The organism is Rhodospirillales bacterium (assembly GCA_023898785.1).
Taxonomy (GTDB): Bacteria; Pseudomonadota; Alphaproteobacteria; order Micavibrionales; family Micavibrionaceae; genus TMED27.
Window position 1 is genome coordinate 68741 of record CP060239.1, and the last position, 25648, is coordinate 94388.

Here is a 25648-nt window from a genome sequence, read left to right on the forward strand (position 1 = left end):
TTTAAAGCTCCGCACTGGCCAAAATTAAGCCGCCTGTGCCGCGTTGAATATGAAAGCGTCCGGAAGTAAGGCCGGAGAAATAGGCAATATCCACGCGGCCATGATGAGCGTTATTTTCATGGACGTTTGTAATGCTGGCCTCTGATTGTGTGAAATCTGCGGTGTAACCATCCGTCATGGCGATAGGCGCATTTACTTCATAGCTTGGCGCAGCGCGCATGCCGGGATGGGAGAATACGGCCTGCATGTTCGAGCCGGAATTGGCCACGCCAAGAATGCCTCCAATTGGCCTTAAGAAACGATGGACAAGCTTTTCCTCTAAACTTGCCGGGCGCATTTCAAAGGGCCGCTGGTTAGCGCCTATGGAGAATTGCAGCTGGCCTAAAAAGAAATCTTTTGTGGTAATAGCGCCGCAATCAATTGAAACAATAATTTCAATACCGTTCCGACAATCGCCCATATCCGCAACAGAGAATGCAATACCGTCATTCGTATCATTATTTACTGAAACAGTGTCGCTATCTATTTCCGTTACCGTGGCAAAATCATCCTCGGAATCCGCCTTGTTGATTGTAATCGTATAATCCAGCGTAGCACCGCTATCGTGATATGTGCGGGCCGAGAAATGTGCTGCTTTGTTTGCAAAGGGCCGTGCATTTTTAGATTCTATACGATGGCGGAAATTGATTTTTCCTGAACCGGTCAAGGTCGCATTTTCAACCATACAGGCTGCGCCGGTTTCTGTAAGGCTGTAAGCGCCGGTAAATTGTTTGATTGTGCCTGCGGAAACTGTCCCCTCCGCAGTTACGGCCAGCAAATCCACAGGGCCATATTGCCAGCTGTCGCTTAAAGAAAGCTCGCCGCGGTGAGAAACCATACAGCCTCCGTTTATAACGGCATTAATAAGGCCCGGCTGTGGAGCGTTTATTAAATCATCATAATCACCGCTTGTCGCAACGTCCTCCAAATCCTCCGGCTGTATAGCGCTGTCCGCGTTAGCCCCTTGCGCGGCTGTCGCAAAATCCTCAGTTTCATTATAAGCCGCGCTTCCTATGTCTTCGGCCTGCAAAGCGGAATCAGCTTTTGCCCCTTGCGCTGCGGTGGCAAAGTCGGCAATTTCTGCACCCGCCGCGCTTCCCGCATCGGCAATATCTTCTAAAGTATGATTATGGTCGTCTGCCGCGAGGCCCTCCCGTACTTCGTCAATGGTGGCGCGGCGCGTTGCACCATCTTGAACAACGGGGACGACTTCATCCCCTTGCAATGGAGTTACCGCGGAAGGCAACTCCGATATTTTCTTGGTTGTGGTCATGTTTTGGCTCCTTTAGCGGGTTATTCAAGGACGAGGACAACGGTTTGATCCCCGGACGTAGTGGCCTCAACCGGCCCGGCGAATTCGGATTTATTTCCGTACCGGTCAACGGAGCGCACCCAATAAAAGCGGGTTTCGCTTCCGGCCAGAAGATTGCGAGTAAATGAATTGCCGTAAACTTCCAGAATGCGGGCTGCGTCAACTTCGGGGTTTTCGGTGTCGGCGGTTCGTTCCCAAACCTCGACATAGCGCAAGTCGCTATCCGTAATAGCGTCCCAACTAACAGTGATAAAATTATCTCCGGCAGAGGCGGTCAGATTTCGCGGTGTCGTAGGCGGTTGCGCCTGATTGTTTGGCGTAACGATTTGCGGGTTATCGCCAATATCCTGTAAATCGCCGGGATCAAAATAATAAACGTCCGGGCCGTCTTCATCGAGGGTAAGATTTATGCCCATATCCTCGACCATTTGCCAATTCGTTACGCGGCACGGCATGTCCGCTAAACCAAGGCGGGGCAAGTTCAAAGCAATAGTATTGCCTGCGGAAACCTGAAACCCTGCCAAGTTTGCCGGATATTCAATTTGTCTTTGCCGTCTGATTTGTTCTAAAGCAATGCGCGCTATACGCTGCGCCATTGTGTGAGAAGTCGTAAAACTTAAATCAAGCGTTGAGGTTATTTCCTCGCCGTTATCCTCGGCAATATATAAATCACTTGAAACAGCCGGGTAATCAATCGGCTGCCAGTTGTGATCCGGGGAGGCATAAGCGCCCCGCAGTGTATTAAATAACTTTCGGCGCGATCGGTGCGGGCGCATAACCACACCGTCCCGTAAAAAGCTATCATCCAAAGTTTTGACCGGCGGCGCGTAAGCACCAACATGCAAGCGCCATTTGCCCCCGGTGTGAACCAAAAACCCGGCGCAGCTGCTCAACATGCCTTCTAAAATGGCGCGGGGGCTGTCGCCTAAATCCACTACGCCGTTACAGGTGTACCGTTTTTCCGTGCCTGTCAGTGTTGCGACTTCTTCGTCACAAGTATTTGCCGCGGCAATAAAAGAATTTACGTCAATTTCATTAATGCTCGCGCCCAGGCCAAAATCTGCCAGCAGATAATCAAGAATGCAAAGGGCGGCATTGTCAGACCATGCCTCAGTTTCCGAGCGCGGATCATAAACTTTTCGGCCCTTTACCAAAGCCGAGATATTTGGAATCCCGGAAGCGTAAGCCTTTTCGTTATAACGGAGCATAACATGGAGGTAAGCCAGCCCGCGCAGCCGGTGTGCGTTTGTCCATTTCCCCCCACTATTGCTAACAAGAACGGAATCCGCCTCTTGGTCGCTTTCTCCAAGATGCTTATACACGGTTGCATAAACTGTGCCGTCTTCTTTGTAAGGCTCTAAAGTAGCCTCGCCGTTTCCGTCTAAGGTAACGACCTCATCATTGAAAATCATATCGCCAATGGCTTCGACTTCATGGGCCGCAACCACGATGACTAAATGCAGAATATCAAGCTTGTCGGAATTTCCGTCAATCGGGCGGCTATGGGCAAAAACAAGCGGGCCGCTGGCACGTATCTCTCCATATACGATACGCTGCGTAGTTATTGGCTGGCGTATCATTTCCGTGCGGCCTTTAGCGCTGGCCGGGACATTCGTTACAGATACGCTTGCATCGAATTTCGGTACGTCTGGTTTCGGAGCAAAAATAGGCGCGGTAAAAGATACGACTGCGGCACCGGCTAAACCGCCCACGATAGCGCCGATTACACCACCGCCCACGGCAGCGCCGACAAAATGCGAAGTCAGCCCGCCAAGAACGACAGGCACAAGGGCAACGGCTTGAGGCATTTATCCAATCCTCCAAGCGCGCAGAGCCTGTAAAATTGGAAACTCAATAAGGCCCCGGTAGCCGGGGGCATAAATGAATTCCCCGGCACGAATGCCAAGCGTATCGCCGCGGCCAATATCAAACAGGCAAACATCACCGCGGCGCGCGTTGGCTGGCGGGATCTCCGGTATGTTGTGTTTTTCAGCTACAGCGTCCGCAATTCCGGCCACACCGCCGCAACGGTTTAAAAGCCGTAAGGCTTCTTTCTGGTTTTTATATCCGCGGTAAGGATCGGCTAAATCTTGGCCTGTCACTTCCTCCACGCAATTCATGGCGAAAAGGCAGCAATCGTTTTCACCCCAAACAAACGGACGGTTACGGTATAGGTCGATGAACCGGTCAAGGCGGATTGACCAGTCGGTTAAACGTGTAAGCATGTTTGATTACTCCTTTGGCGCGCCTAGAGTGATTTCTTTGTCCTGCATCGAAGGCACGTATTCGAGGCCCTTATCGCCCGGATAACGTTTTTGCTGTTCGGCATCGGTGTAACGTTTGGTGCGCGGGCGCTCTAAATCCCTAAAGCGGGTTTCAGAATTCAAAGTGATGGTGGCTGTGTCGCCGGTATCAATAAGCTCAGAGGTATCAAGGCGACCGTCATGGATAAGGTGAGGCTCATCAATAATGTTTTGAAAATCCTCATCCATAAGGGCAAACCACATTTTTGCAGAATGCCCTTGAATCGGCGCGGCAAGAATATCCTCAATAAGCTCGGCGGGTATGGCGCTTAATTGAAAGCTTGCGCCTGTTGCCTTCATTTCAGTTGTTTCTTCAATTTTTGAAACCTTGCCGAGATTGCCTGTGCCGTAAAAGGTTTTGCTGTCCCAAACCAACTCGCCAACACCAGTCCAAGCGCGCTCAACATTGGTGTCAAAATCGAATTCAGCCATTAGGATAGGGCGCACGACTTGCTTTTCTGTCTCAGTGGACAGAGTTTCATTTAAACGTTTTTCAGACATTTCAGCTTAAGATTTCTTCAAATTGTAAGGTGTAAGAGGTTTGCAGCCGGGCATTGGTAGGATTATCCCCGGCCTCATCATTGTTTAGGCGCATATGAATTTTTATTATGCCGACAATAAGCGGTTGCTCCTCAATACCGGAGCGCAGTTTAGGCATGATCGGAATAACAGCCCTGCCGTCTATATCCGTTATGACGCTGTTTAGAATGAGGTACCCTTGCCCCTGTTTCGGCGTAACACCTTCTCCGGCGCTTAAAATTTCCCTGTAAGGTGCCAAGCCCTCGACTTGTAAGGCATAATCAGCACCGTCAATAATTGTGGGTTGCCCCTCTCCTTCAAAGAAACCACCGCCGACCTGTACCGGTAAGATTTTCTCGTCTTGTGTCCAAAAACTAAAGCCTTCTTCAATAGCGACCTCCAAAGGCGCGCCATGTTCAAGCGTCAGAATAAAGCCTTTTTCCGTTTCAAATTCTACCGCCACACCGTCCCAAATATACGATTGAAAGCTTCAGCGAAGCATACGAGGATATTGATGGGCTGGGCAGCCAGACGACCATCAAGAAGCGTATCAGCGTTCTGATGGGCAAGGGCTATATCAAATGCCTGAAGACTCCGCATCCGCTAACGAAACAAACGGCGGAGCGCAGCAAGTATGGCTATCTGGTGGTTGAGAATATGCAGCTGGGGCAGGATGACATTGATGAGGATACTGGCGAGATTATGACGTCGGCCATTGCTGTCTTGCCCACGCATTACAAGGATGAAGGATCCGGTGGTGTGCGTCAGGTCGAAAATGCACACAGCTGGGTTTATCATGATGAAGAGAAGACGCGTTGATGAATCTGCAGCAGATCTGCCAGGCGGTGATATCTGCTTTTGTTTTATTACAAGAGGTTACGCGCAGCGCAGAAATTTTGGTGTATCTGCATATACCGTCTGATTTTCTGGCTGTATGGCTTAGTGCATATGGGTTTACGGCATGTCAGCAGATGTCACTCTCTCCACCCCTCCCTAAAGGGAGGGGCGTGGGATACAGATCCACGCACCCCATCCCGGTCGGTCAGAGTTTTATGCCGAGCAACTCGCGGATCTTTTCCCAAGGAATAAAATGGATATCGGCGGGCTCGGGATTGCTATTTCGATTCCAGTTTGTCACCGGCGTAAAGACGACGGCGCCTGCGGTCACGCCGAGCACGGTGCCGACGACGGTGTCATGCTGCTTGGCATACAATTCCAACGCCTTGCCCACCTGCTCTCTGGTCAGATCCTGCATACCGAGGATCCTCGTCTCCAGAGGATGGCCGCGCGTGTAAATGGTGATGGTCGGTATCTCATCCATGTGAACATGAATGCTTCCTTCGCCCGCAATAGCCAGTGGAATATGCAGAGTTTCGCACATCATTCAGTGATGCACGCAGGCCTGCGCAGAGCGGTCTTGCGTTCTCGCAGGAATTCGCGCGGGTCCTGTGGGGGCATTTCCTATAGGGGCGGGGAACGTGCGGGAGTTTTTTAGCGTCAGGAGTTCCAACTTAGTTGACACGGCTACTTGACAGATTTCGCGCAAGCCTTTGTTTTCTTTAAATAAATACGTCAAGCAATGGGGTAAATTGTCAACTTACTTGACATGATAAGTGTTTGATTTTTTTTAAATAGTTTAGTTGACCGGTAAACTGCCCCAGTTTACCCCTTAGTTTACTTTTTCTGACAAATGAAAAATATCAATTTTATTAATATAATAATACCATTTAAGTGTAATTTAATGGTATAATTAACATTATGATAGCTATATTGACCCCTAAAGACAGTTTTTTGGAGTTTTCTCGGCTTTTGCGCGAGCATCGGGTTGCCAGAAACATGACGCAGGCTGAGCTGGCGCAGCGTTCCGGCGTGAGCGTTGCTGTGCTCAGGAAATTCGAGCAGACAGGTAAAATATCGCTCGAATCCTTTGTTAAGCTTACATTTGTTTTGGGGCTGAATGAAAGGCTGGTCAAAGCCCTCCAGCCGCAAACACAATTTGCCAGCATGGATGAATTGCTGAAAGCGAGTGAGGGCGATAAGCCCGTCTCAAAAACCGCGCCGCGTTTCAGAAAAAAGGCCAGAAAGAAGAAGGTGTCTCATGACTAAGAATTTTACGCCCGTGAGTGCGCTGAATGTCATGCTGGATTTTGGAGATGCGCCCATCCCTGTCGGGCGTCTCGCGCATCGTGATGGCAAAATATTCTTTGAATATGACGCAGACTTTATCACTAAAAAGCTCGAAGTCTCTCCCTTCAAGCTTCCCCTGACACCGGAGCTACAGGTTTTTGAGCCAGGATTGTTTGAGGGGCTTCCCGGCCTGTTTAATGACAGCCTGCCCGATGGCTGGGGACGGCTTTTGCTGGATCGTGCTTTGCGGCGTAAAGGGATTGCTCCAGATAGTTTTTCACCGCTGGATCGTTTGGCGTATGTGGGTGCCTCAGGTATGGGCGCACTGATTTATGCGCCGGATTACAGCGAGGGTGTGCATGGCGAGACCGTTAACCTTGATGTGCTGGCTGATCAGTCACAGGCAATTTTAGAGGGCAGCAGCGAGGAAGTATTTGAAGAGCTTCTGGCGCTGGGCGGATCACCACAAGGGGCTCGCCCTAAAGCTATGATCGGCGTTAACCGTGATAAATCCAAAGTCATTCAGGGCGTGGAGGACCTGCCCACTGGCTATGAACCATGGCTGGTTAAATTTGCAAATACGGCAGATGGTCAAGATGCTGGAGCGATTGAATATGTGTATAGCCTGATGGCGCAGGAAGCCGGTCTGGAGGTGATGGACGCGCATCTCTTCCCCGCCAAAACGGGCGCGGGGTATTTTGCAACCAAACGTTTTGATCGGACAGATAGTAGCGGACGCCTGCATATGCATACAGCATGCGGCCTGCTGCACTCTGATTTTAGAGTGCCGTCTCTCGATTATCAGGATCTGATCAAGGCGACGATGATCCTGACGCGCGATATTCGTGAGGCCCAGAAGATGTACCGTCTGGCGGTGTTTAACGTGCTCAGCCATAACCGCGATGACCACGCGAAAAACTTCTCTTTCCTGATGGATGACAGCGGTACGTGGAAAATGGCGCCCGCCTATGACCTCACCTTCTCCAGCGGCCCGGGCGGAGAGCAAAGCACCATGGTGATGGGAGAAGGTAAAAACCCGGGTGTTGAGCAGCTGCTGAAACTGGCCGAGGTTGCGGATTTATCAAGGGCAGACGCCCAGCGCATCATCGATGAAACCGTGACAGTGCTGCAGCAGTGGAAAGAACTGGCCAAATCTTGTGGTGTGTCGAAGGCTAATATTAAGCGGATTAAAGAGATTATCTGTTAGTAGTCCAGATATGTCTGCCATATGGCTCGCTTCGTTTAAATATCCCCGCCAACACCTTTAAACTTTTCAACGAATGTTGATATTTTTTGAAAAACAGTCTGCTTTTTTGCTAAATATTGTGGATTCAGTGGGCTCATTTTTGGCAAAATAGCGTTTAATTCTGTTCCATTGTCACTTGCAAACTCACGTTTAATAGAAGCTTTAATATAACGCTTGGCAGCATCTTGATTAAGATTTTCAGAATCAATCAATTCTTTTGCTTCACGCTTTTGCTCTGCCTGTGCAAATTTAAAGAATGCATCAATAACGCTAGCTTTATCGCCTATTTTATCAAGATCCGTTTGATTGATAAAATCAACCAGAAGCCCTTCTTTTGCACGGTTTCCAAGGCTAGAGCGTATCATTCTCTGTACGTCCTCTACGAGCGCTGCTTTATCTTTGACCTTTTTATTATGCTCGAAGATCTGCTCAAGAATATAATCCAAGTTGATTTCTTGAGATTTAAGAAGATCAACTTCAAATACAACATCTTCCCAGTCTATTGATGATTTATCTTGTTCGTTGGATGCCTTTTCCCTTCGCAACCAGTCTCGAATATCATTATATGCAGAACGATAGTCTTGTATTTTACGCTCTGCAGGAATCTTGATCGCTTTGAGGTTCTCAATATCTTCATCACTTAAATAATGTTTTTCTTTAAACGCTTCTAGGGCCTCGGGGTCATTCGTATCAACAGTTTGCAACGCTTTAAGGCTGGCGAACTCATCGTAATTTTGAAGAACGTTTTCAACGCGCAAATACTCGCTGAATAACTTTGCGAAGGCCTTCTTATCGGCTTCCTTAACAATATCCTCCGGATTGGGGAAGCGTTGTTCCAGTTCCGTCACAACATCTACAAAGCCACGACGCGCTTCACCCGTCGTTGCATCACTAAAGCCGTCCATATATTCCTTATAGCTCTTTTCAAGAACGACATTCTTGGTGTTCTTGTCACCAAACAGAGTAATGGCATCGATGGTTGATTGCTCTAAATCACGGAAAGTGACAATATTTCCAAATGTTTTCGTGGCATCATAAATACGGTTGGTACGAGAATAAGCCTGCATCAGGCCGTGATAACGCAAATTCTTATCAACGAACAATGTGTTTAGCGTTGGTGCATCAAAGCCAGTCAGGAACATGCCTACGACAATTAGCAAATCTATCTCTTTAGATTTAACGCGCTTGGCTAAATCACGGTAGTAATTTTGAAAGCCTTTACTGTCGACACTAAAATTGGTTTTGAAAAATGCGTTATAATCGTTGATAGCAGCGCCCAAGAATTCTTTAGCACTACTATTCATCGCAGAAACATCAAAACTCTCATCTGGAATATCACCGACAGCATCTTGTTCTTCATTGGCATTAAAGGAAAAAATTGTTGCGATTTTTAAGGGTCTATCACTGTCCGCTTGTAGCGCATTAAGCGTTTCATAATAAAGTTTTGCTGCATCTACACTATTGACGGCAAACATCGCATTGAAGCCCTTATTTCCCCCTTGCAGTCGATGTGTTTTTTGACGGAAGTTATTTAAAATATATTTTGATATTTCCTGGATGCGATCTGGGTGTAAGAAAGCCTTTTTATTTTCGGCGGCACTCAGTTTCTTCTCATCCTGTTCGGTTTCAATGCTTTTGAATTGCGGGCGAACATCATTGTAATCAACTTTGAACTTCAAAACTTTTTCATCACGGATAGCATCCGTAATTACATAAGAATGCAGCTCGCGCCCGAAGACGCTGGCGGTAGTATCTGCCCCTAGAGCATTTTGCGGGAATATCGGTGTGCCAGTGAATCCGAATTGATAATAACGTTTAAATTTCTTTTTCAGATTTTTCTGCGCTTCCCCAAACTGACTGCGGTGACACTCGTCAAAAATGAAGACAACTTGCTGGTTGTAAACATCCAGATCGCTTTCGCTTTTTATCAAGTTGTTTAATTTCTGAATAGTCGTCACGATGATCTTGTTATCATCTTTATCTAGATTGCGTTTAAGCCCGGCTGTACTGTCAGAGCCATTCACACTATCAGGCGAGAAGCGTTGATATTCTTTCATGGTCTGATAGTCCAAATCCTTCCTATCGACCACAAAAAATACCTTATCAATAAAGTCGAGTTCGGTTGCTAACCTAGCAGCTTTAAAACTGGTGAGTGTTTTTCCCGATCCCGTCGTATGCCAGATATAGCCACCGCTTTCAGGCGTGCTCCAGCTTTTTCCTTCGAAAGAGCTTTTAATCTTCCACATGATGCGTTCAGTTGCAGCAATCTGATAGCCACCATGATTTTGGTCGAAACATTCGCGCTTTTGGATCTGTAGCACCAAGTACAAGACTGGAATATGCGATTGATGTGCGTACGAAGGGCTGGATTGTCGATCTGGCCGTTGATGCGCTCGGCGATACCGTCAAAAAAGGAGACCTTCTCTTTACTTACTACAGTCCTGATTTGATGAACGCGCAGTCAGATTTTCTGATTGGCTCACGTGTGGGCAATGCCACACAAAGGCTGCGACTTTACGGTATGGATGATAAGGCGATTGCTGAATTAAAAGAGCGCGGCAAATTTTTTGAAAAAACACCATTTTACGCGCCAGAAGACGGTACCGTTACTATGCTGAATGTTCGCAAGGGCGGGCATGTGAATGAAGGCGGAAGCGTTTTAAAATTACAGGATTTTTCAACAGTGTGGGTGAATGCCGATGTTCCGATCCGTGATGTTCAGTTTCTTAAAGTCGGCGCGCCTGCCACTGTTACCGAGCCTGAAACAGGCAAAGCGTATGAAACAAAAATAGATTTTATTCATCCAGTGAATGATCCTAAAAGCCGGACGGTGCCTGTGCGTCTTGTGCTGGATAATCCGGAGGGCACATTAAAGCCCGATACTTATGTTGATGTTTCTTTTAGTGCCGACACGCAATCCCGCTTGGCTGTGCCGAGCGAAGCCGTGCTTTACGGTAAAATGGGCGCCTATGTAATTGAGAATTTGGGTGACGGGTATTTCCGCCCTGTGATGGTGGAGACAGGTATTACAGCAGAGGGATTGACCGAGATTACACAAGGGCTTTCACACGGTCAGACAATCGTTCAGTCTGGACAATTTATGCTCGATGCTGAAAGCAATCTTAAAGGCGGCATGGCAGCGATGGGACACGATCATGGCGGCAGCGATATGAAAGATATGCAGCCAGAACAAAATTCAAGTGAAGAAAGTCAAGGCCATGTCCACTAATCAAGAGCATATGCACGACCCGTCCAAGAGTTTTGCGGCCAAAATTATAGATTGGTCTGTGGCAAATAAATTTTTTGTGATGCTGGGCGCGCTTGTGTTGCTCGCGGCTGGCATGGTCTCGGTGACTAAAATCCCGCTCGATGCAATTCCCGATCTATCGGATACCCAAGTTATTATCCGCACTGACTGGCCGGGACAAGCTCCGCAGGTGATTGAGGATCAGGTCACATACCCGCTCTCAACGCAGATGCTATCGCTCCCTAAAACCAAAGTTGTGCGCGGTTTTTCCATGTTTGGAACATCCTTCGTTTACATTATTTTTGAAGATAACGTCGATATGTACTGGGCGCGTAGCCGGACGCTCGAATATCTTTCACAAGCGCGCGGGCTTTTGCCTGAAGGCGTGGAGCCTGAACTTGGGCCGGATGCCACAGGTGTGGGCTGGGTTTTTCAATATGCCTTATTTGATAAGACAGGCCAGCATGATCTTTCTGAATTAAGAAGCCTACAAGACTGGTTCGTACGCTTTGAACTAGCCACGATTGATGGTGTGGCAGAGGTTGCTTCTGTAGGCGGGTTTGTTAAAGAATATCAGGTACAGGTCGATCCGAATAAGCTTCGCGCCTTTGATATACCGCTGCAAAAAGTGGTAGAGGCCGTGCGCGGCGCAAATGCTGAAACGGGTGGACGCACATTAGAGATGGCGGAAACGGAATATCTTATCCGCTCCTACGGCTATGTGAACAAGCCGGATGATCTGGCGCAGGCTGTTTTGAAGACTGCGGACGGTACGCCAATTACCGTGGGTGATGTCGCTCGTGTTGTCGAAGGTCCGGCCATTCGGCGCGGTATTACCGAACTGAACGGTGAAGGTGAAGCCGTGGGCGGCATTGTTGTTATGCGCCCCGGTGCGAATGCGTTGGATGTCATTCATAATGTCAAAGAACGGCTGGAAAGCGTGCGGCAAGGCTTGCCCGAAGGTGTGGAGCTGAAAGTTGTCTATGACCGTAGCGAGCTGATTGAAGGCTCTGTTGATTATCTGAAAGATAAGCTAATCGAAGAAAGCGTGATGGTCGCGCTGATTACTTTCCTGTTTCTTCTCCACGCGCGCAGTGCTTTGGTGGCGATTATCACCATTCCGCTTGGTATTCTTGCAGCTTTCATCATCATGAACGCGCAAGGTATTACGGCGAATATAATGTCGCTAGGCGGGATTGCGATTGCGATTGGCGCGATGGTCGATGCCTCGATTGTGATGGTTGAGAACGCGCATAGAAAACTCTCTGATATGGGCGCTGACGCAAAACCAGAAGATAAACAAAAAGCATTGGTGCAAGCGGCAAAAGAAGTTGGTCCGGGTCTGTTTTTTTCATTGCTGATTATTACTGTCTCGTTCTTCCCTGTCTTTGCTTTAACCGGGCAGTCAGAAAGATTGTTTACGCCGCTGGCTTTCACCAAAACCTATGCAATGGCGGCGGCGGCTTTGTTATCCGTTACTGTTGTGCCTGTGCTGATGCTCTGGCTCATACGCGGCAAGATCAAACGTGAAGATGAAAATCCGATCAATCGTTTCTTTATTGCGCTTTATAAGCCATTTCTCAATGCAGCGCTAAAATGGCGTAAAACAACGATTGTTCTGGCACTGGCTGCGCTTATCTCTACTGCGCTTCCGGCATCCAAGCTGGGCAGTGAATTTATGCCGCCGCTTTATGAAGGTGGATTGCTTTATATGCCGATGACCCTGCCGGGAGTCTCACCAGCCAAAGCGCGGGAGATATTGCAGGTTACCAATCGCCAGTTGATGCAAGCCCCGGAAATCGAACATGTATTCGGCAAAGCCGGACGTGCAGATACAGCGACCGATCCTGCACCCTTAGCCATGATCGAAACATGGATTGAACTTAAACCCCGCGATCAATGGCGCGAAGGCATGATACCGCAAAAGCTGATCGCTGATCTGAATAAGCGTGTTGGCCTGCCGGGTATGATGGATAGCTGGGGCTATCCGATTAAAATCCGCCTCGATATGCTAACTACGGGTATTCGCACCCCTGTCGGCATCAAGATTGCCGGATCGGATTTACAGGAAATCGACCGCATCGCCAAAGATGTTGAGGGGCGCGCTAAAGATGTTCCCGGCACGCGCAGCGCGATTGCTGACCGGGTTGTTGGCGGGAAATATATTGAGATTGTTCCTGATCGCCGTGAGCTTGCGCGATACGGCATTGCTCTTAAAACCGTGCAGCAGGTTATCCAGACAGCCCTTGGCGGGATGCAGCTTGATGAGGCCGTGGAAGGCCGAGAGCGTTATCCGATCATGCTACGCTATGACCGTCCTTATCGAGAGCATATTTCCGATCTGGATAATATTCTGGTCAGCGCTCCGAATGGTGCGCACATTCCGCTTGCCGATCTGGCGGACATCCGTATTGCTGAGGGACCATCCATGATCAAGTCCGAGGATGCACGTCTGAACGGCTGGGTGTTTGTCGATATTGAGGGGCGTGATATTGGCTCTTATATCGCTGATCTTAAAGAAGCTCTGAAAACATTAGAGCTTCCGCAAGGATATACGCTGAAATTCTCCGGTCAGTTTGAGCAAATGCAGGAAGCGGGTGAACGCCTGAAAATAGCTGTTCCAGCAACCATCCTCATTATTCTAACGCTGCTGTATCTGCATTTTGGACGGTGGGATCGCACGATCCTGATTATGCTTTCTGTACCGTTCGGCATTATCGGCGGTGTATGGTGGCTATGGTTGGCAGGATACAACCTTTCCGTTGCTGTGGCCGTTGGCTTTATTGCACTGGCCGGAATTGCAGTGGAAACCGCTATCGTTATGCTGATTTATATCGATCATGAAATGCGGGAGCATTGGCCGGATACGTTCGAGAAACTCCTAGAAAATGTGCGCCATGGAGCAATTCAAAGGCTCCGCCCGAAACTCATGACGGTCAGCACCATCATTCTTGGCTTGATCCCGATTTTCCTCACCGACGGGCCGGGTTCTGATGTGATGCGCCGTATTGCTCTGCCAATGGTCGGCGGCATGGTCAGCACGCTTGTTCTGACACTGATCCTGATACCTGTGCTCTATGCTGTGTATATGCAATGGCAACTGAAATTGCCTTTAAAAGAAGAAAGGACTGAACAATGATGGACATGAACATAGAAATTATTCCCAATTACCACCCCATTTTTGTGCATTTCACGATTGGCTTGCTGAGTGTTTCGGCGCTTTTGTACCTGCTGGGAAGTGTTCTTAAAAAAGAAAATCTGTTTATAGCGGCACGCTGGAATTTATGGATTGGTGCCGTTCTGACCACTGGTACAGTGATTGCCGGATTTGATGCGTATAATTCAGTTGGCCATGATGCTGCGTCCCATGCCGCCATGACGGATCATAAAAACTGGGCGTTGCCGACTGCCGGAATATTTCTGGCTTTGGCTTTATGGGCTGCATGGAAACAGCGCGGCGCTCAAACGGTTAGTCCTGTATTCGTTGGCGTTATCGTGCTGGCTTCCAGTTTGCTGGCTGTTACAGGATATAAGGGCGGTGAAGTTGTTTATCGCCACGGCACAGGCGTGATGAGAATACCTGAAATTCATGGGGATGGTGGCCATGGTAGTCATAGCCATGGTGATGAACCACAGACAAATCATCATGAAACACAAGAGCCAGAAGCCTCTACAGACCATCATGACCACAGCAGCCATGAGCATTAAAATGAAGGATAGCCAAGATGAATAACTTTAAGAAATTCGCATTCATATCCACATCGCTTCTGATTTTATCGGCATGTTCTATGACACCCGATTACCAAAGGCCGGATGTTGAAACGCCTGCATGGAGAAGTGCGCAGAGTATTCAAAATGCCGAAATCGCTGCCGACTGGTGGACGGGGTTTGAAAGTGCAGAATTAAATGACCTGATTAATCGCGCCCTTGAAAATAACAATAACCTGCAAGCCTCGCTTCAGAGGGTTGAACAGGCGCGTGCAGATTTAAAAGTTGCCGGTGCTTCGCTGCTCCCTTCGGCGGATGTAACTGCAAGCTATATGAGCGGTTCAACCGTTCCTATGAATATCACAGACATGCGCAATAATGGCATTCCTGAATACACGACAGATATCGGCATATCCTATGAACTTGATTTATTTGGAGCCAACCGCGCAAAAACAAACGCGGCAGAAAGCAAGCTCCTTAGCTCAGCATATCAGCATGATGCATTGGCGCTCGTGATTATGGGTGATGTGGCGCAAAATTATTTCAATGTCCTGAATTTGAGAGAGCGTGTGCTCATTGCCAAGGGCAATTTGCGCGCGGGCGAAGATTTGCTGGATGTCGCTGAGGCGCGTTTTCAAACCGGAGCGCGAACACAACTCGATATCACACGTCAGGAAACACAGGTGGCCAGAGCCAAAGCCGCTGTGACAGCATTAGAACAGGAACTGGCCTTGGCGCAAAACGCACTGGCGGTGCTGATTGGTGAACCGCCGCAGAGCTTTCATGTGAGTGGTAAAAATATAAACGCTCTTCATCTGCCCGATCCGGCGGCCTTGCAACCTGCCGCACTTTTGGAACGCAGACCGGATGTTAAAAGTATGGAGGCCATGCTGATTGCCGCAAATGCCGACATCGGTGCAGCACGGGCCGCATTTTATCCATCTGTCAATATCGGCCCCAGCCTGTTGCTGGCCGCGAACCCATCGGCTTCTGCTTTGACCTTGGCGGGATCAGTGATTGCGCCGATTTTTCAGGGTGGCCGCTTGGAAGGTAATCTGGATCGCTTGACCGCTCGCCAAAAAGAGCTTGCGGAAAATTATCAGCAGACAGTTTTGGTTGCGTTTCAGGAAGCTGAAAATGCCATGACGAAAGTGCAAAAAACGAAAGAGCGCGAACAATCCTTAAACAAAGCCGTTAGTAAAGCGCGGAAAGCTTATGATATTGCCGAACAGCAATATTCCTTAAGCGTTATTGATTTTCAGGATGTTCTGGATGCACAGCGCACTCTGCTAGAGTCAGAAGATCAGTATGAACGGGCACGATACGAAACACTGGCCGCACGCGTAGAGTTATTTAAGGCCATGGGCGGCGGCTGGGAAGAAGAATAAGAAAAAAGGAGTTAGAATTATGCATCATCAACATCATAAAGGTTTTATAGCTTTCATATTGTCATGGAAGGGCGTTGCCCTGATTTTGGCTTTAGCCGGGCTGAGTTATTACCTTCTGACGCAGCATTTGGATCATCTGGCTGTGGCGTTACCGTATCTTATTCTGCTGGCCTGCCCCCTCATGCACATATTCGGCCATGGTCACGGCGGGCATGGAGACCATAACAAGGAGGATAAGGAATGAGCCATAACCACGACCGTTCAGCACACTACAAAGAAAACAGCCTGACCTTAATCGGCGCGGTTTCAATGGGAACCGGGGTGATGATCGGGGCCGGGATATTCGCCCTGACCGGGCAGGTGGCGGAGCTGGCGCGGGAATGGTTCCCGCTGGCTTTTCTGGCGGCGGCGGTGATTACGGGCTTTAGCGCTTACTCTTACGTGAAAATGTCCAACGCCTATCCGTCTGCGGGCGGCATTGCCATGTTTTTAGAGAAAGCCTACGGCAAGACTTTTATGACGGCCGGGTGCGCGTTGCTCATGTATTTTTCCATGGTTATTAACGAAAGCCTTGTCGCGCGGACGTTCGGTACCTATACACTGCAACTTTTTGACGGCGGGAAAGATAGCTGGCTGGTTCCGGCTTTGGGGGTTGGACTTCTGGCCTTTGCGTTTCTCGTTAATATTCTCGGTAACAAATTCATCCAGACATTTTCGTTCTTCATGGCCTTCCTGAAAGTTGCCGGTATTGCGCTATTAGCTGCAGGCGGTTTGTGGGCCTCGGGTTTAAGTTTTGAAAGCATTTCCGTGAAACCGGAAGAAACCACGCCCGGCGGGTTTTTAGGGGCAACGGCGCTGGCCATACTCGCTTATAAAGGCTTTACCACCATCACCAACAGCGGCGGCGAAATTAAAGACCCGCATAAGAATGTCGGGCGGGCGATTATCATTGCGATTGCTATTTGCGTTGTTCTTTATCTCATGGTCACGCTGGCGGTTGGTGGTAATCTTTCGATTAACGAGATTATTACAGCCAAAGATTATTCTCTGGCCGAGGCTTCACGGCCTGCCTTTGGAGAATACGGCCTGTGGGTGACGGTCGGCTTTGCCATTATCGCCACCGTGTCCGGTGTGATTGCCAGCGTGTTTGCGGTGTCCCGAATGCTGGCTATGCTCACCGATATGAAACTGGTTCCACATAGTCATTTCGGTATGCCAGGCGATATTCAAAAACATACGCTGGTCTATACGATTGTTCTGGCCATGGTGCTGACGGTCTTTTTTGACCTCAGCCGGATTGCCTCACTCGGCGCGATTTTTTACATCATCATGGATATTGCTGTGCATTGGGGCGTATTGCGTTATCTGCGCAAAGAGATTAAGGCCAAAGCCTTTGTGCTTATCACGGCGATTATTCTGGATTTGATCGTATTGAGCGCATTCCTGATTGTAAAAGCACAAACCGATATGCTGGTGATTTATGTTTCGCTGGCGGGCATGATCTTTGTTTTTGCCGGAGAGAGACTATTTTTAAAACACTATTCCAGATCAGATGAAGGACACTCACATGGAGCATAAACACCATAAACATAGTCACGAAAACCATTCATGTTGTCATCATGAGCATGGGAAAAAAGCAAAGCCTGTTAAAATTCCTGCCGGTGCCAATGTGATTTACACCTGTCCTATGCACCCGGAAATCCGGCAGGAAGGGCCGGGGAACTGTCCAATATGCGGCATGGCGCTGGAGCCGGAAACGATCACCGGCGAAGAAGGCGAAAACCCGGAACTGACTGATTTTCGCCGCCGTTTCTGGATTGGTCTTATCCTAACATTGCCGGTTTTTGCGTTGGAAATGGGCGCACATCTTTTAAATTTTCATCATTATATCAGCGGTACTGCTTCAAACTGGATACAACTTGTTTTGGCAACGCCTGTAGTTTTATGGGCAGGATGGCCGTTTTTTGAACGCGGCTGGCAATCCCTGAAAAGCCGCAATCTGAATATGTTTACTCTTATAGCGATGGGAACAGGTGTAGCGTGGGTTTACAGCGTTATTGCTACGGTAGCGCCCGGCTTATTTCCCGATACGTTCAAAGGACATGAAGGTGCTGTTGCCGTTTATTTTGAAGCGGCAGCGGTAATTGTCGTGCTTGTTCTTCTCGGTCAGCTCTTGGAATTAAAGGCGCGCGAACAGACTGGTGGGGCTATCCGTGCGCTGCTCGATCTCGCGCCGAAAACCGCACGCCGGATTAATGAAAATGGCGAGGATGAAGATGTGCCGCTTGATCAAATAAAGGCGGGCGATTTGCTCCGCGTACGTCCCGGTGAGAAAGTGCCGCTGGATGGTGTTGTGACCGAGGGCAGCAGTGCGGTCGATGAATCTATGGTCACAGGGGAATCCATGCCCGTTAAAAAAGAAGCGGAGAGCAAAGTGATCGGCGGTACGATGAACCAGACCGGCAGCTTTGTTATGAAGGCTGAGCGTGTGGGTAAGGATACGATGCTTTCGCAGATCGTGCAGATGGTTGCCGAGGCACAGCGGAGCCGCGCACCCATTCAGCGCATGGCGGATCTGGTCGCCTCATGGTTCGTTCCGGTCGTCATACTCTGTGCGATTGTCGCCTTTATCTGCTGGATGGTCTTTGGCCCAACTCCGGCTTTTGCCTATGCCTTGATTGCTGCCGTGAGTGTTTTGATTATTGCCTGCCCCTGTGCCTTGGGATTGGCCACGCCAATGTCGATTATGGTTGGTGTTGGTAAGGGCGCGCAAGGCGGCGTTTTGATTAAGAACGCGGAAAGCCTGGAGCGCATGGAAAAGGTCGATACGCTAGTGGTCGATAAGACCGGAACTTTGACTGAAGGCAAACCGACCGTTACCAAAATAGTGCCTGCCGAGGGCTACAGTGAAGATGAATTACTTATGTTAGCCGCCTCGCTGGAACAGGGCAGCGAGCATCCATTGGCTCATGCCATTGTCATGGCCGCAAAAGACAAGGGGCTGAATTTAGCGAAAGTGGATGATTTTGACTCGCCGACCGGTAAAGGCGTGATCGGCACCGTCAATGGCCGTGCGGTGGCGCTTGGCAATGTGATGTTGATGGAAGAGCGCGGCGTAGATATTCATAAATTATCGGCGCAGGCCGATGAACTGCGCTCGGACGGTGCTACGGCGATCTTTATCGCCGTGGACGGCAAGCCTGCTGGGATACTGGCAATTGCCGACCCGATCAAAAAAACTACGCCAGAGGCTATTGAGGCCCTGCATAAACAAGGTATCCGCATCGTAATGTTGACCGGCGATAACCGCCGCACGGCGGAAGCAGTCGCTAGAATGCTGAATATTGAGGAAGTGGAAGCGGAAGTCTTGCCGGAGGATAAAAGCAAAATTGTTAAAAAATTACAGGGTGAAGGCAAGATTGTGGCCATGGCCGGAGACGGCACGAATGATGCTCCGGCATTAGCCGCAGCCGATGTGGGCATTGCAATGGGCACCGGAACGGATGTGGCGATGGAAAGCGCGGGTGTAACGCTGCTCAAAGGCGACCTCACTGGCATCGTCCGCGCCCGCAATCTCTCTGTCGCAACAATGAACAATATCCGGCAAAATTTGTTTTTTGCGTTTGTCTATAATGCGGCGGGCGTACCAGTTGCAGCAGGTATCCTTTATCCGTTCTTTGGTATTCTGCTCTCACCAATTATAGCGGCAGCGGCGATGTCACTCTCTTCTGTGAGCGTGATCGCCAATGCCTTGCGGCTGCGTTTGCTAAAGATATAAGTCGCACGCCCTTACACAAAGGTTTAAAATTTCGATAGCGGTGTGGCTTTAAGAACGAGATCAGTTCTTGGCATTTGGCAGAATATCCTTCGCGTTCTATAAAGCGGGCATTAAAACTGTTTGCTTCTCTATTATATAAGTTTTTTGGGTGCTATAACGTTTAAAATTTTATTTTTCGGGGTTTAATATTAACGGTGATCTACTGTCCCAAGGGACACTGGCGGGACAGTTGGAGGCAAAAAGGGACAATAAACCACGAATTACGGCAAAAACATTTTTCTTCTAACCGTTTGATTTGTTTGCTGTATTCTGTTTTTGCGTGTTGTAGTTAATTGTCAGAATCTCCCTCATAACCTGAAGGTCGTAGGTTCAAATCCTACTCCCGCAACCAATAAATCAATGACTTAGCAACACTTCTTTAACCATAATACTGCTAAAATTGACTTACACACTACTTACACACTTTTGTACTGTGAAAGGCATCGTATTATGGAGATACAGCAGACACCAGAAAAGCATCCAGTTTTAGGCGGTAAAGCCTATGTTTATAAACGCGGGCGCAGCAGCTATTGGCAAGCCGCCGCTTATCTGCGCGGGTATAATTACCGTACATCGACAAAAGAAACATATCTGCATGAAGCGATACACTACGCCGAAGAGTGGTATTTCAATCTGCGCGGTCAGGCGAGCATTGGCGTTTTAGAAACGCCCGCCGAGAAGCAGGAAAAAGAAAAAGTTCTAACCTTCCGCGATGTCGCGGACAAATTCATTCAAGAATATTCCGTTATCACCGAAGGCCAGCGTAGCCCTGCATGGATTCGAGGCCATTCAGACCGTTTGCGCGTTCATATCCTGCCCTTCCTCGGCGATCTGCCTATTAAAGAAATCACAGGCGGCAAGGTGCAGGAATATCGGGTTTATAGAATCACCCCGCAAACAGAAAAGAATCCTCAGCTACGCTCACATCAAACTTTGTGAAATCTCTTGAGTTTTCACGTGATGCACGTTCTTTTTGCTTTTTCTCTCTTATTTTAATTTGATAATCAGCCACTTCTGGAATTGGTATAACCGTTTGTATGTCCAAAATTCCGCTAACGTAAGGATGCATTCTTACGCATTTTATATCGAGGCCAAAATCATTAAGCCACATTACCGATGTTGTTAATTCTTTAGAAAATTCCGCTGAGGCTAGAATGATTTTTACTTCTTGAGCGAAATTATCTTCATCCGGCTCTTCCCAATCTAAAAATTCTAAAAGGGCGCTTGTTGGGTCGTTGTCTATTTGATTTGCTTTTAAATAATGCCCGTAAATAGCTACAAGCTTTTCAAATGTGAGAGTTGAAATCATCGCGGCATAACGAATGCTTTGAAGCTCCATATGGCCACCATCTTCTGTGCGTTTTAGTTCTATTACAACTAAATTTGCGTCTTTATCTAAACCCAGTAAATCAATACGCCTTCTACTGTCTTCCCATTCACCAAATTCTTCGGCCACTATAAGCGTGTCTGGAGAAATTATTTCTATATTTTCTTTGAGCATTTTTTGAAGATCATCGCGCTCTTTAATGTTTTGGTGCGCGAATGTGGTGCGTTCTATTGCTTTAATTTTTCTGTCTTCAATTTTATACAGTGCCATTTGTAGAGCCTAATCAATTTTATTTTCAGAATAACTATATGGATTATCAAGAATGCTTTGAATAGGAAAATTTTGAATCGGGTATAATCGGGTATGAAATCAGGTATTTTTTATTTATACGCCAATTCGTATATTTTCATTTTATACATTTTAGCGTATAATTTTTCTTATGTCTGATTTAGCCCGTAGCCCAGAACAAATTGGAAATATAATTCGCCGCGTACGAAAAAAACGCGGCATGAGTCAATCTGCACTAGGAGAGAAAACCGGACTTCGCCAAGCCACAATTTCACAGATTGAAAAAGGCCATCCGGCGGCAAAGCTGGAAACGATTTTGGCCGTGCTTTCTGCTCTGGGTTTGGAATTTCAAATTAACGGCAGAACGTCTTTTGATCCTTTTGGTGCTGCAAATAAAAAGCCTTAATTGCTTGCTCAATTTTCATTTTTAACGCCCCTCAGGGTGTAAACCTGACGGGCATAGGATGTAAGAGCATCCCTAGAAATGGGTGTAAATGGGTGTATTATTGGCTTGTTAAATGGGTGTAAATGGGTGTATTATTGGTTGTTATGATTAAAACCAACCATTTAAATATCACCACAGATATACTTTCTTTGATCTCGGCCATAGACGAGTTTAAGGGCGCTTGGCGTGCCTTGGGCACTTTAGCGCCGGAAAGACTCTCAGCGCTGCGGCGCGTGGCTACGATTGAAAGCATTGGCTCTTCAACGCGGATTGAGGGCAGCAAGCTTTCTGATCGTGATGTTGAAAAGCTTCTGGCCAATTTAGAAATCAAATCTTTTGAAACTAGAGATGAGCAAGAAGTTGCTGGTTATGCCGATGTCATGGAAACGGTTTTTCAGTCTTGGTCAGAAATACCCATCACGGAAAACCATATAAAGCAGCTTCATCGTGATTTATTGGCGCATAGCCAGAAAGACGAGCGCCATCGTGGCAATTATAAAACAAGCTCAAATTCAGTTGCCGCTTTTGATGAGGCAGGAAAACAAGTTGCTATTGTTTTTGAAACGGCCACGCCCTTTGATACGCCGAGGCTGATGGAAGAATTGGTTACGTGGGCGCGGGGAGAATTTGAAAGCAAGACTCTGCACCCCTTGCTGGTGATTGCAATTTTCATTGTTGTTTTCTTGGAGATACACCCGTTTCAAGACGGGAATGGAAGACTGAGCCGCGTTCTTACAACGCTCCTACTTTTGCGCGCTGGCTATGCTTATGTGCCGTATTCATCGCTGGAAAGTATTATTGAGAAAAGCAAAGAGAGCTATTACCTCGCGCTCAGACAAACGCAAGGTACAATCAGAACGGATGAACCAAACTGGCAGCCGTGGATTTTGTTTTTCTTGCGATCATTGCAAGGCCAAGTGCAAGCGCTTTCAAAGAAAGTGGAGCGCGAGAAAATCGTTCTTGCGGCATTGCCGGAGCTTTCCGTTCAAATTCTTGAACAGGCTCGTGAACATGGCCGCGTGACGATTGGTGACATGATTAAGCTTACAGGCACAAGCCGGAATACGCTCAAAGAACATTTCCGCGCTCTCGTTGAAAAAGGGCATCTTGTTATGCACGGCCATGGCCGCGGCGTGTGGTATTCGTTGGCATAATTTCACGATTTTTCTAAACTTTAACGCCCTTCAGGGCGAAAACCGGAAGGGCTTGACTTACACACTTACTTACACACATAATGAAAACGCAAGAAAAGTTTTAGTATTATCAATGTGTTAAAGAGATTTGGTTTGCGCTCATAACCTGAAGGTCGCAGGTTCAAATCCTGCTCCCGCAACCAATTTTCTAAATCCAAACTCTCTCTAAGCCTTGTAATCCCTTGCAAAAGGGCAGAGTTTTTGGGCTTTTGCGTCCAAAGCTAAAGGGTGTGTGCCCCTTCAAAAAGCCATTTATACCCCCGTTTTCTCTCTAAATACCGATTTTTCTCCAAAGCTGTAGAGGCGATTACAAAAACGCCCTTCAGGTTTTTGTCGTTATTTATCAATGTGTTGATTGTTCTGGGAAATTAACTGTTTTCAGGTCGCAGCGTAAACCGATTTAGACGTGAGAGAAAATATTTACGGATGAAAATGTTGTCGCGTTTTATTGGCAAAAGCCACCAGAGAGAGCATGACAGGCACTTCGACCAGAACGCCCACGACCGTGGCCAAAGCTGCGCCGGAGTTAAGGCCGAACAGACTGATGGCCACCGCCACGGCCAGTTCAAAGAAATTGGATGTGCCGATCAGGGCGGCAGGTGCGGCTGTGCTGAAGGGAACACGCCAGAAATAGCCCCATCCAAAGGCAATGGCAAAAATGCCGTAACTTTGAATAAGCAAGGGTATAGCAATCAGGGCAATGACCATTGGCTTTTCAATGATCGTTCCTGCTTGAAAGCCGAAAAGCAAAACAACCGTAGCCAGCAAACCCATGATAGAAAACGGTTTTACCTTAGCTGTGAATTTGGCAATGCGCTCGTGGTTGCCTGAACCATCCAGCTTTTTGCGGGTGATATATCCCGCCGCCAAGGGAATAAGCACATAGAGGATGACGGAGAGCAGCAACGTTTCCCACGGCACGATAATATCGGTTACGCCTAGCAAGAGCGCTACCAGCGGCGCAAAGGCGAAAATCATAATGATATCGTTGATCGACACTTGCACCAGCGTGTAATTGGCATCGCCGCGCACTAGCTGACTCCATACAAACACCATCGCGGTGCAGGGTGCAACGCCGAGCAGGATCATCCCAGCGATATATTCCTTGGCGTCCTGCGGCTCGACCAGTCCAGCAAAAATATGCTCAAAGAACAGAATCCCCAATGCGGCCATCGTAAAGGGCTTAACCAGCCAGTTAATCACCAGCGTAATACATAGCCCCTTGGGCTTTTTGCCGACATCTTTAAGGCTGGCGAAATCGACATTGACCATCATCGGGTAAATCATCACCCATATGAATACGGCAACGACCAGATTAACGTTGGCATATTCAAGGCTGGCAATAGCCTGAAATGCGCCCGGCACCAGCAGGCCAAGCCCAACCCCGGCGGCAATGCACAGCCCGACCCATAACGAGAGATAGCGTTCAAAAATGCCGAGGGGTGATTGTGCTGTGCTCATAATAATTCTTTTTCTATTCTGGTTTTTAGTAAGTTAAACGCCTCGTCAAAGGCGGCGTTAATTTCTTCTTCGTTGCCCGTGGCGGCGGCAGGGTCAGGCGTACTCCAATGCAACTTTTCATGCTTGCCCAGAAATACTGGGCAGCTTTCAGCTGCGGCGGTATCACAAACCGTAATCACCAGATCAAAATTTTTACCCTCAAATTCATCCCAAGACTTGCTGCGTGGTGTCCCGGCAACAATGCCATTGCGTTTCATGGTTTCAATGGACTTGGGATGCACATATCCGGCAGGCTTACTGCCTGCACTCACCGCTTTATACCGCCCTGCGCTAAGCTGGTTGATCAGCGCCTCGGCCATCACGGAGCGGCATGAGTTTCCGGTGCATAGGACAAGAATGTCTTTCATGTCAGCAGCATCCGCTTTTGGGGGCGCAGCAGGCGCTTGCCTCTTTGGGCTTTTTATCGGGTATCCCGCATGCATCCTGCGCGAGGCAGGCGGTTTGTTTGTTGGTCAGGATGAAATCCCCATCTTCAAAACGCAGGCCGAATTTGCCGATGGTGTTTTGCTGGTATTCGACCTCGATTTCGTGATCCCCATCGCCCAGCACCTTTTTACAAAGGTTTAGAATATGCAGAAATTTTTGTGGCGCAAGGCGATGATCGTAATCTCCGGCCTCCCAAAGTTGGAAATTGGCTACGGTTTCGGTGCGCTCCGTCCCGCCGCAATCAATGAAATGCTTGGTCACAAGCCCGACTTCTGTGACATGGAAATGTGGCGGCAGGGTGGAACCATCCGGCAATTTGAAATTCACAGCGTCCAGCGTTTCAAGCGCCTCTTTCACTTCAGATATTTTCATGTCGTTTCCTTTCCTTTAGCAACACTTGGCCAGCTCGATAATTGAGCAGCCCTTTTTCTTATCTTCGCGGATACTAGCGAATTCATCGCTGCAGCAATCCTTGACCATAAATCCGATCAGATCGCGCACCACTTCGAAATTCGCCGCATATATAACGGAACGCCCTTCGCGGCGCGATGTCACAATCCCCGCATTAGATAAATGATTGAGGTGAAACGACATGGTGTTGTGCGGCGTACCAAGCTCATCGCTGATTGCGCCAGCAGGCAGCCCTTCCGGCCCGGCCTTGACCAATAGACGGAAAGCCCCAAGGCGGGTTTCCTGAGAAAGGGCGTCAAACATAATCGTTGCGTTTTGTATGTCCATATGT

The 25648-nt window shown here is 48.3% G+C and carries 24 protein-coding genes and 1 pseudogene; 13 read left to right on the plus strand and 12 right to left on the minus strand.

Annotated features, from left to right (window positions below):
• Position 1: 1 nt before the first annotated feature.
• Genes H6859_00415 through H6859_00435 form a run of 5 tightly spaced genes read right to left on the minus strand, consistent with a single transcriptional unit; the run spans position 2 to position 4636 of the window.
• Positions 2-1312, minus strand: a complete 1311-nt coding sequence (locus H6859_00415) for a hypothetical protein (GenBank protein USO05705.1) — start codon at positions 1310-1312, stop codon at positions 2-4.
• 20 nt (positions 1313-1332) lie between these two features.
• On the minus strand, positions 1333-3159 hold the full coding sequence (locus H6859_00420; GenBank protein ID USO05706.1) for a hypothetical protein: 1827 nt from the start codon (positions 3157-3159) through the stop codon (positions 1333-1335).
• Positions 3160-3576 carry a hypothetical protein gene (locus tag H6859_00425; protein ID USO05707.1) on the minus strand — a complete coding sequence of 139 codons (417 nt, stop codon included), beginning with the start codon at positions 3574-3576 and terminating at the stop codon, positions 3160-3162.
• A gap of 6 nt (positions 3577-3582) precedes the next feature.
• Positions 3583-4155: a hypothetical protein gene (locus H6859_00430; protein ID USO05708.1), complete on the minus strand. Its 573-nt coding sequence runs from the start codon at positions 4153-4155 to the stop codon at positions 3583-3585.
• A gap of 1 nt (position 4156) precedes the next feature.
• The gene (locus H6859_00435) at positions 4157-4636 is read right to left on the minus strand and encodes a hypothetical protein (GenBank protein ID USO05709.1); all 480 of its coding nucleotides are present in this window, start codon (positions 4634-4636) and stop codon (positions 4157-4159) included.
• Between the two features lie 98 nt (positions 4637-4734).
• On the opposite strand from H6859_00435, the gene H6859_00440 reads away from it, so the two are divergent.
• Positions 4735-4992 carry a hypothetical protein gene (locus H6859_00440; protein USO05710.1) on the plus strand — a complete coding sequence of 86 codons (258 nt, stop codon included), beginning with the start codon at positions 4735-4737 and terminating at the stop codon, positions 4990-4992.
• Positions 4993-5215: 223 nt separating this feature from the next.
• Here the strand turns inward: H6859_00440 and H6859_00445 are convergent, their stop codons facing one another.
• The gene (locus tag H6859_00445; protein ID USO05711.1) at positions 5216-5494 is read right to left on the minus strand and encodes a hypothetical protein; all 279 of its coding nucleotides are present in this window, start codon (positions 5492-5494) and stop codon (positions 5216-5218) included.
• Between the two features lie 437 nt (positions 5495-5931).
• On the opposite strand from H6859_00445, the gene H6859_00450 reads away from it, so the two are divergent.
• Both H6859_00450 and H6859_00455 read left to right on the plus strand, forming a co-directional pair.
• Positions 5932-6279, plus strand: a complete 348-nt coding sequence (locus H6859_00450; protein ID USO05712.1) for a helix-turn-helix transcriptional regulator — start codon at positions 5932-5934, stop codon at positions 6277-6279.
• Positions 6272-7507, plus strand: coding sequence for a type II toxin-antitoxin system HipA family toxin (locus H6859_00455; protein USO05713.1), 1236 nt, complete (start codon positions 6272-6274; stop codon positions 7505-7507). The genes H6859_00450 and H6859_00455 overlap by 8 nt, the downstream gene beginning before the upstream one ends.
• Before the next feature lie 35 nt (positions 7508-7542).
• On the opposite strand, the pseudogene H6859_00460 reads toward H6859_00455, so the two are convergent.
• Positions 7543-9819: pseudogene (locus H6859_00460) on the minus strand (type I restriction endonuclease subunit R).
• On the opposite strand from H6859_00460, the gene H6859_00465 reads away from it, so the two are divergent.
• The 8 genes from H6859_00465 to H6859_00500 all read left to right on the plus strand — a co-directional run bounded on the left by H6859_00465 (position 9804) and on the right by H6859_00500 (position 20645).
• Complete coding sequence (locus H6859_00465; GenBank protein ID USO05714.1) at positions 9804-10775, plus strand: efflux RND transporter periplasmic adaptor subunit; 972 nt, start codon at positions 9804-9806, stop codon at positions 10773-10775. The pseudogene H6859_00460 and the gene H6859_00465 overlap by 16 nt on opposite strands.
• Positions 10776-10818: 43 nt before the next feature.
• The gene (locus H6859_00470; GenBank protein USO06645.1) at positions 10819-13932 is read left to right on the plus strand and encodes an efflux RND transporter permease subunit; all 3114 of its coding nucleotides are present in this window, start codon (positions 10819-10821) and stop codon (positions 13930-13932) included.
• Positions 13929-14501 (plus strand): DUF2231 domain-containing protein, encoded by a 573-nt coding sequence (locus H6859_00475; protein USO05715.1) that lies wholly within the window; start codon positions 13929-13931, stop codon positions 14499-14501. The genes H6859_00470 and H6859_00475 overlap by 4 nt, the downstream gene beginning before the upstream one ends.
• A gap of 17 nt (positions 14502-14518) precedes the next feature.
• Complete coding sequence (locus tag H6859_00480; protein USO05716.1) at positions 14519-15889, plus strand: efflux transporter outer membrane subunit; 1371 nt, start codon at positions 14519-14521, stop codon at positions 15887-15889.
• Positions 15890-15908: 19 nt separating this feature from the next.
• Complete coding sequence (locus tag H6859_00485; protein ID USO05717.1) at positions 15909-16133, plus strand: DUF2933 domain-containing protein; 225 nt, start codon at positions 15909-15911, stop codon at positions 16131-16133.
• Positions 16130-17467: an APC family permease gene (locus H6859_00490; GenBank protein USO05718.1), complete on the plus strand. Its 1338-nt coding sequence runs from the start codon at positions 16130-16132 to the stop codon at positions 17465-17467. The genes H6859_00485 and H6859_00490 overlap by 4 nt, the downstream gene beginning before the upstream one ends.
• Positions 17457-19667, plus strand: coding sequence for a copper-translocating P-type ATPase (locus H6859_00495; GenBank protein ID USO05719.1), 2211 nt, complete (start codon positions 17457-17459; stop codon positions 19665-19667). Before H6859_00490 ends, H6859_00495 begins: the two co-directional genes overlap by 11 nt.
• Before the next feature lie 489 nt (positions 19668-20156).
• Positions 20157-20645: a hypothetical protein gene (locus H6859_00500; GenBank protein ID USO05720.1), complete on the plus strand. Its 489-nt coding sequence runs from the start codon at positions 20157-20159 to the stop codon at positions 20643-20645.
• Here the strand turns inward: H6859_00500 and H6859_00505 are convergent.
• The gene (locus H6859_00505; protein USO05721.1) at positions 20593-21303 is read right to left on the minus strand and encodes a hypothetical protein; all 711 of its coding nucleotides are present in this window, start codon (positions 21301-21303) and stop codon (positions 20593-20595) included. The genes H6859_00500 and H6859_00505 overlap by 53 nt on opposite strands.
• Before the next feature lie 169 nt (positions 21304-21472).
• Between H6859_00505 and H6859_00510 the strand changes: the two genes are divergently transcribed.
• Together H6859_00510 and H6859_00515 are read left to right on the plus strand one after the other, a co-directional pair.
• Entirely contained in the window at positions 21473-21727 is a 255-nt protein-coding gene (locus tag H6859_00510) for a helix-turn-helix transcriptional regulator (protein ID USO05722.1), read from the plus strand.
• Between the two features lie 143 nt (positions 21728-21870).
• On the plus strand, positions 21871-22920 hold the full coding sequence (locus H6859_00515; protein ID USO06646.1) for a Fic family protein: 1050 nt from the start codon (positions 21871-21873) through the stop codon (positions 22918-22920).
• A gap of 459 nt (positions 22921-23379) precedes the next feature.
• Here H6859_00515 and arsB read toward each other — a convergent pair whose 3' ends face one another.
• Genes arsB through H6859_00535 form a run of 4 tightly spaced genes read right to left on the minus strand, consistent with a single transcriptional unit; the run spans position 23380 to position 25644 of the window.
• A complete protein-coding gene (gene arsB / locus H6859_00520; GenBank protein ID USO05723.1) occupies positions 23380-24420 on the minus strand; it encodes an ACR3 family arsenite efflux transporter in 1041 nt (346 codons plus the stop codon).
• Entirely contained in the window at positions 24417-24827 is a 411-nt protein-coding gene (locus tag H6859_00525) for an arsenate reductase ArsC (protein ID USO05724.1), read from the minus strand. Before H6859_00525 ends, arsB begins: the two co-directional genes overlap by 4 nt.
• Before the next feature lies 1 nt (position 24828).
• Positions 24829-25278, minus strand: a complete 450-nt coding sequence (locus tag H6859_00530) for a hypothetical protein (GenBank protein USO05725.1) — start codon at positions 25276-25278, stop codon at positions 24829-24831.
• A gap of 15 nt (positions 25279-25293) precedes the next feature.
• On the minus strand, positions 25294-25644 hold the full coding sequence (locus H6859_00535; GenBank protein ID USO05726.1) for a helix-turn-helix transcriptional regulator: 351 nt from the start codon (positions 25642-25644) through the stop codon (positions 25294-25296).
• Positions 25645-25648: the final 4 nt, after the last annotated feature.

Excerpts from the sequence above, each read along its gene's own strand:
- H6859_00415 (USO05705.1), bottom strand. The coding sequence starts at position 1,312 with ATGACCACAACCAAGAAAATATCGGAGTTGCCTTCCGCGGTAACTCCA.
- H6859_00420 (USO05706.1), bottom strand. The coding sequence starts at position 3,159 with ATGCCTCAAGCCGTTGCCCTTGTGCCTGTCGTTCTTGGCGGGCTGACT.
- H6859_00425 (USO05707.1), bottom strand. The coding sequence starts at position 3,576 with ATGCTTACACGTTTAACCGACTGGTCAATCCGCCTTGACCGGTTCATC.
- H6859_00430 (USO05708.1), bottom strand. The coding sequence starts at position 4,155 with ATGTCTGAAAAACGTTTAAATGAAACTCTGTCCACTGAGACAGAAAAG.
- H6859_00440 (USO05710.1), top strand. The coding sequence starts at position 4,735 with ATGGGCAAGGGCTATATCAAATGCCTGAAGACTCCGCATCCGCTAACG.
- H6859_00445 (USO05711.1), bottom strand. The coding sequence starts at position 5,494 with ATGGATGAGATACCGACCATCACCATTTACACGCGCGGCCATCCTCTG.
- H6859_00450 (USO05712.1), top strand. The coding sequence starts at position 5,932 with ATGATAGCTATATTGACCCCTAAAGACAGTTTTTTGGAGTTTTCTCGG.
- H6859_00455 (USO05713.1), top strand. The coding sequence starts at position 6,272 with ATGACTAAGAATTTTACGCCCGTGAGTGCGCTGAATGTCATGCTGGAT.
- H6859_00475 (USO05715.1), top strand. The coding sequence starts at position 13,929 with ATGATGGACATGAACATAGAAATTATTCCCAATTACCACCCCATTTTT.
- H6859_00480 (USO05716.1), top strand. The coding sequence starts at position 14,519 with ATGAATAACTTTAAGAAATTCGCATTCATATCCACATCGCTTCTGATT.
- H6859_00485 (USO05717.1), top strand. The coding sequence starts at position 15,909 with ATGCATCATCAACATCATAAAGGTTTTATAGCTTTCATATTGTCATGG.
- H6859_00490 (USO05718.1), top strand. The coding sequence starts at position 16,130 with ATGAGCCATAACCACGACCGTTCAGCACACTACAAAGAAAACAGCCTG.
- H6859_00495 (USO05719.1), top strand. The coding sequence starts at position 17,457 with ATGGAGCATAAACACCATAAACATAGTCACGAAAACCATTCATGTTGT.
- H6859_00500 (USO05720.1), top strand. The coding sequence starts at position 20,157 with ATGGAGATACAGCAGACACCAGAAAAGCATCCAGTTTTAGGCGGTAAA.
- H6859_00505 (USO05721.1), bottom strand. The coding sequence starts at position 21,303 with ATGGCACTGTATAAAATTGAAGACAGAAAAATTAAAGCAATAGAACGC.
- H6859_00510 (USO05722.1), top strand. The coding sequence starts at position 21,473 with ATGTCTGATTTAGCCCGTAGCCCAGAACAAATTGGAAATATAATTCGC.
- H6859_00515 (USO06646.1), top strand. The coding sequence starts at position 21,871 with ATGATTAAAACCAACCATTTAAATATCACCACAGATATACTTTCTTTG.
- arsB (USO05723.1), bottom strand. The coding sequence starts at position 24,420 with ATGAGCACAGCACAATCACCCCTCGGCATTTTTGAACGCTATCTCTCG.
- H6859_00525 (USO05724.1), bottom strand. The coding sequence starts at position 24,827 with ATGAAAGACATTCTTGTCCTATGCACCGGAAACTCATGCCGCTCCGTG.
- H6859_00530 (USO05725.1), bottom strand. The coding sequence starts at position 25,278 with ATGAAAATATCTGAAGTGAAAGAGGCGCTTGAAACGCTGGACGCTGTG.
- H6859_00535 (USO05726.1), bottom strand. The coding sequence starts at position 25,644 with ATGGACATACAAAACGCAACGATTATGTTTGACGCCCTTTCTCAGGAA.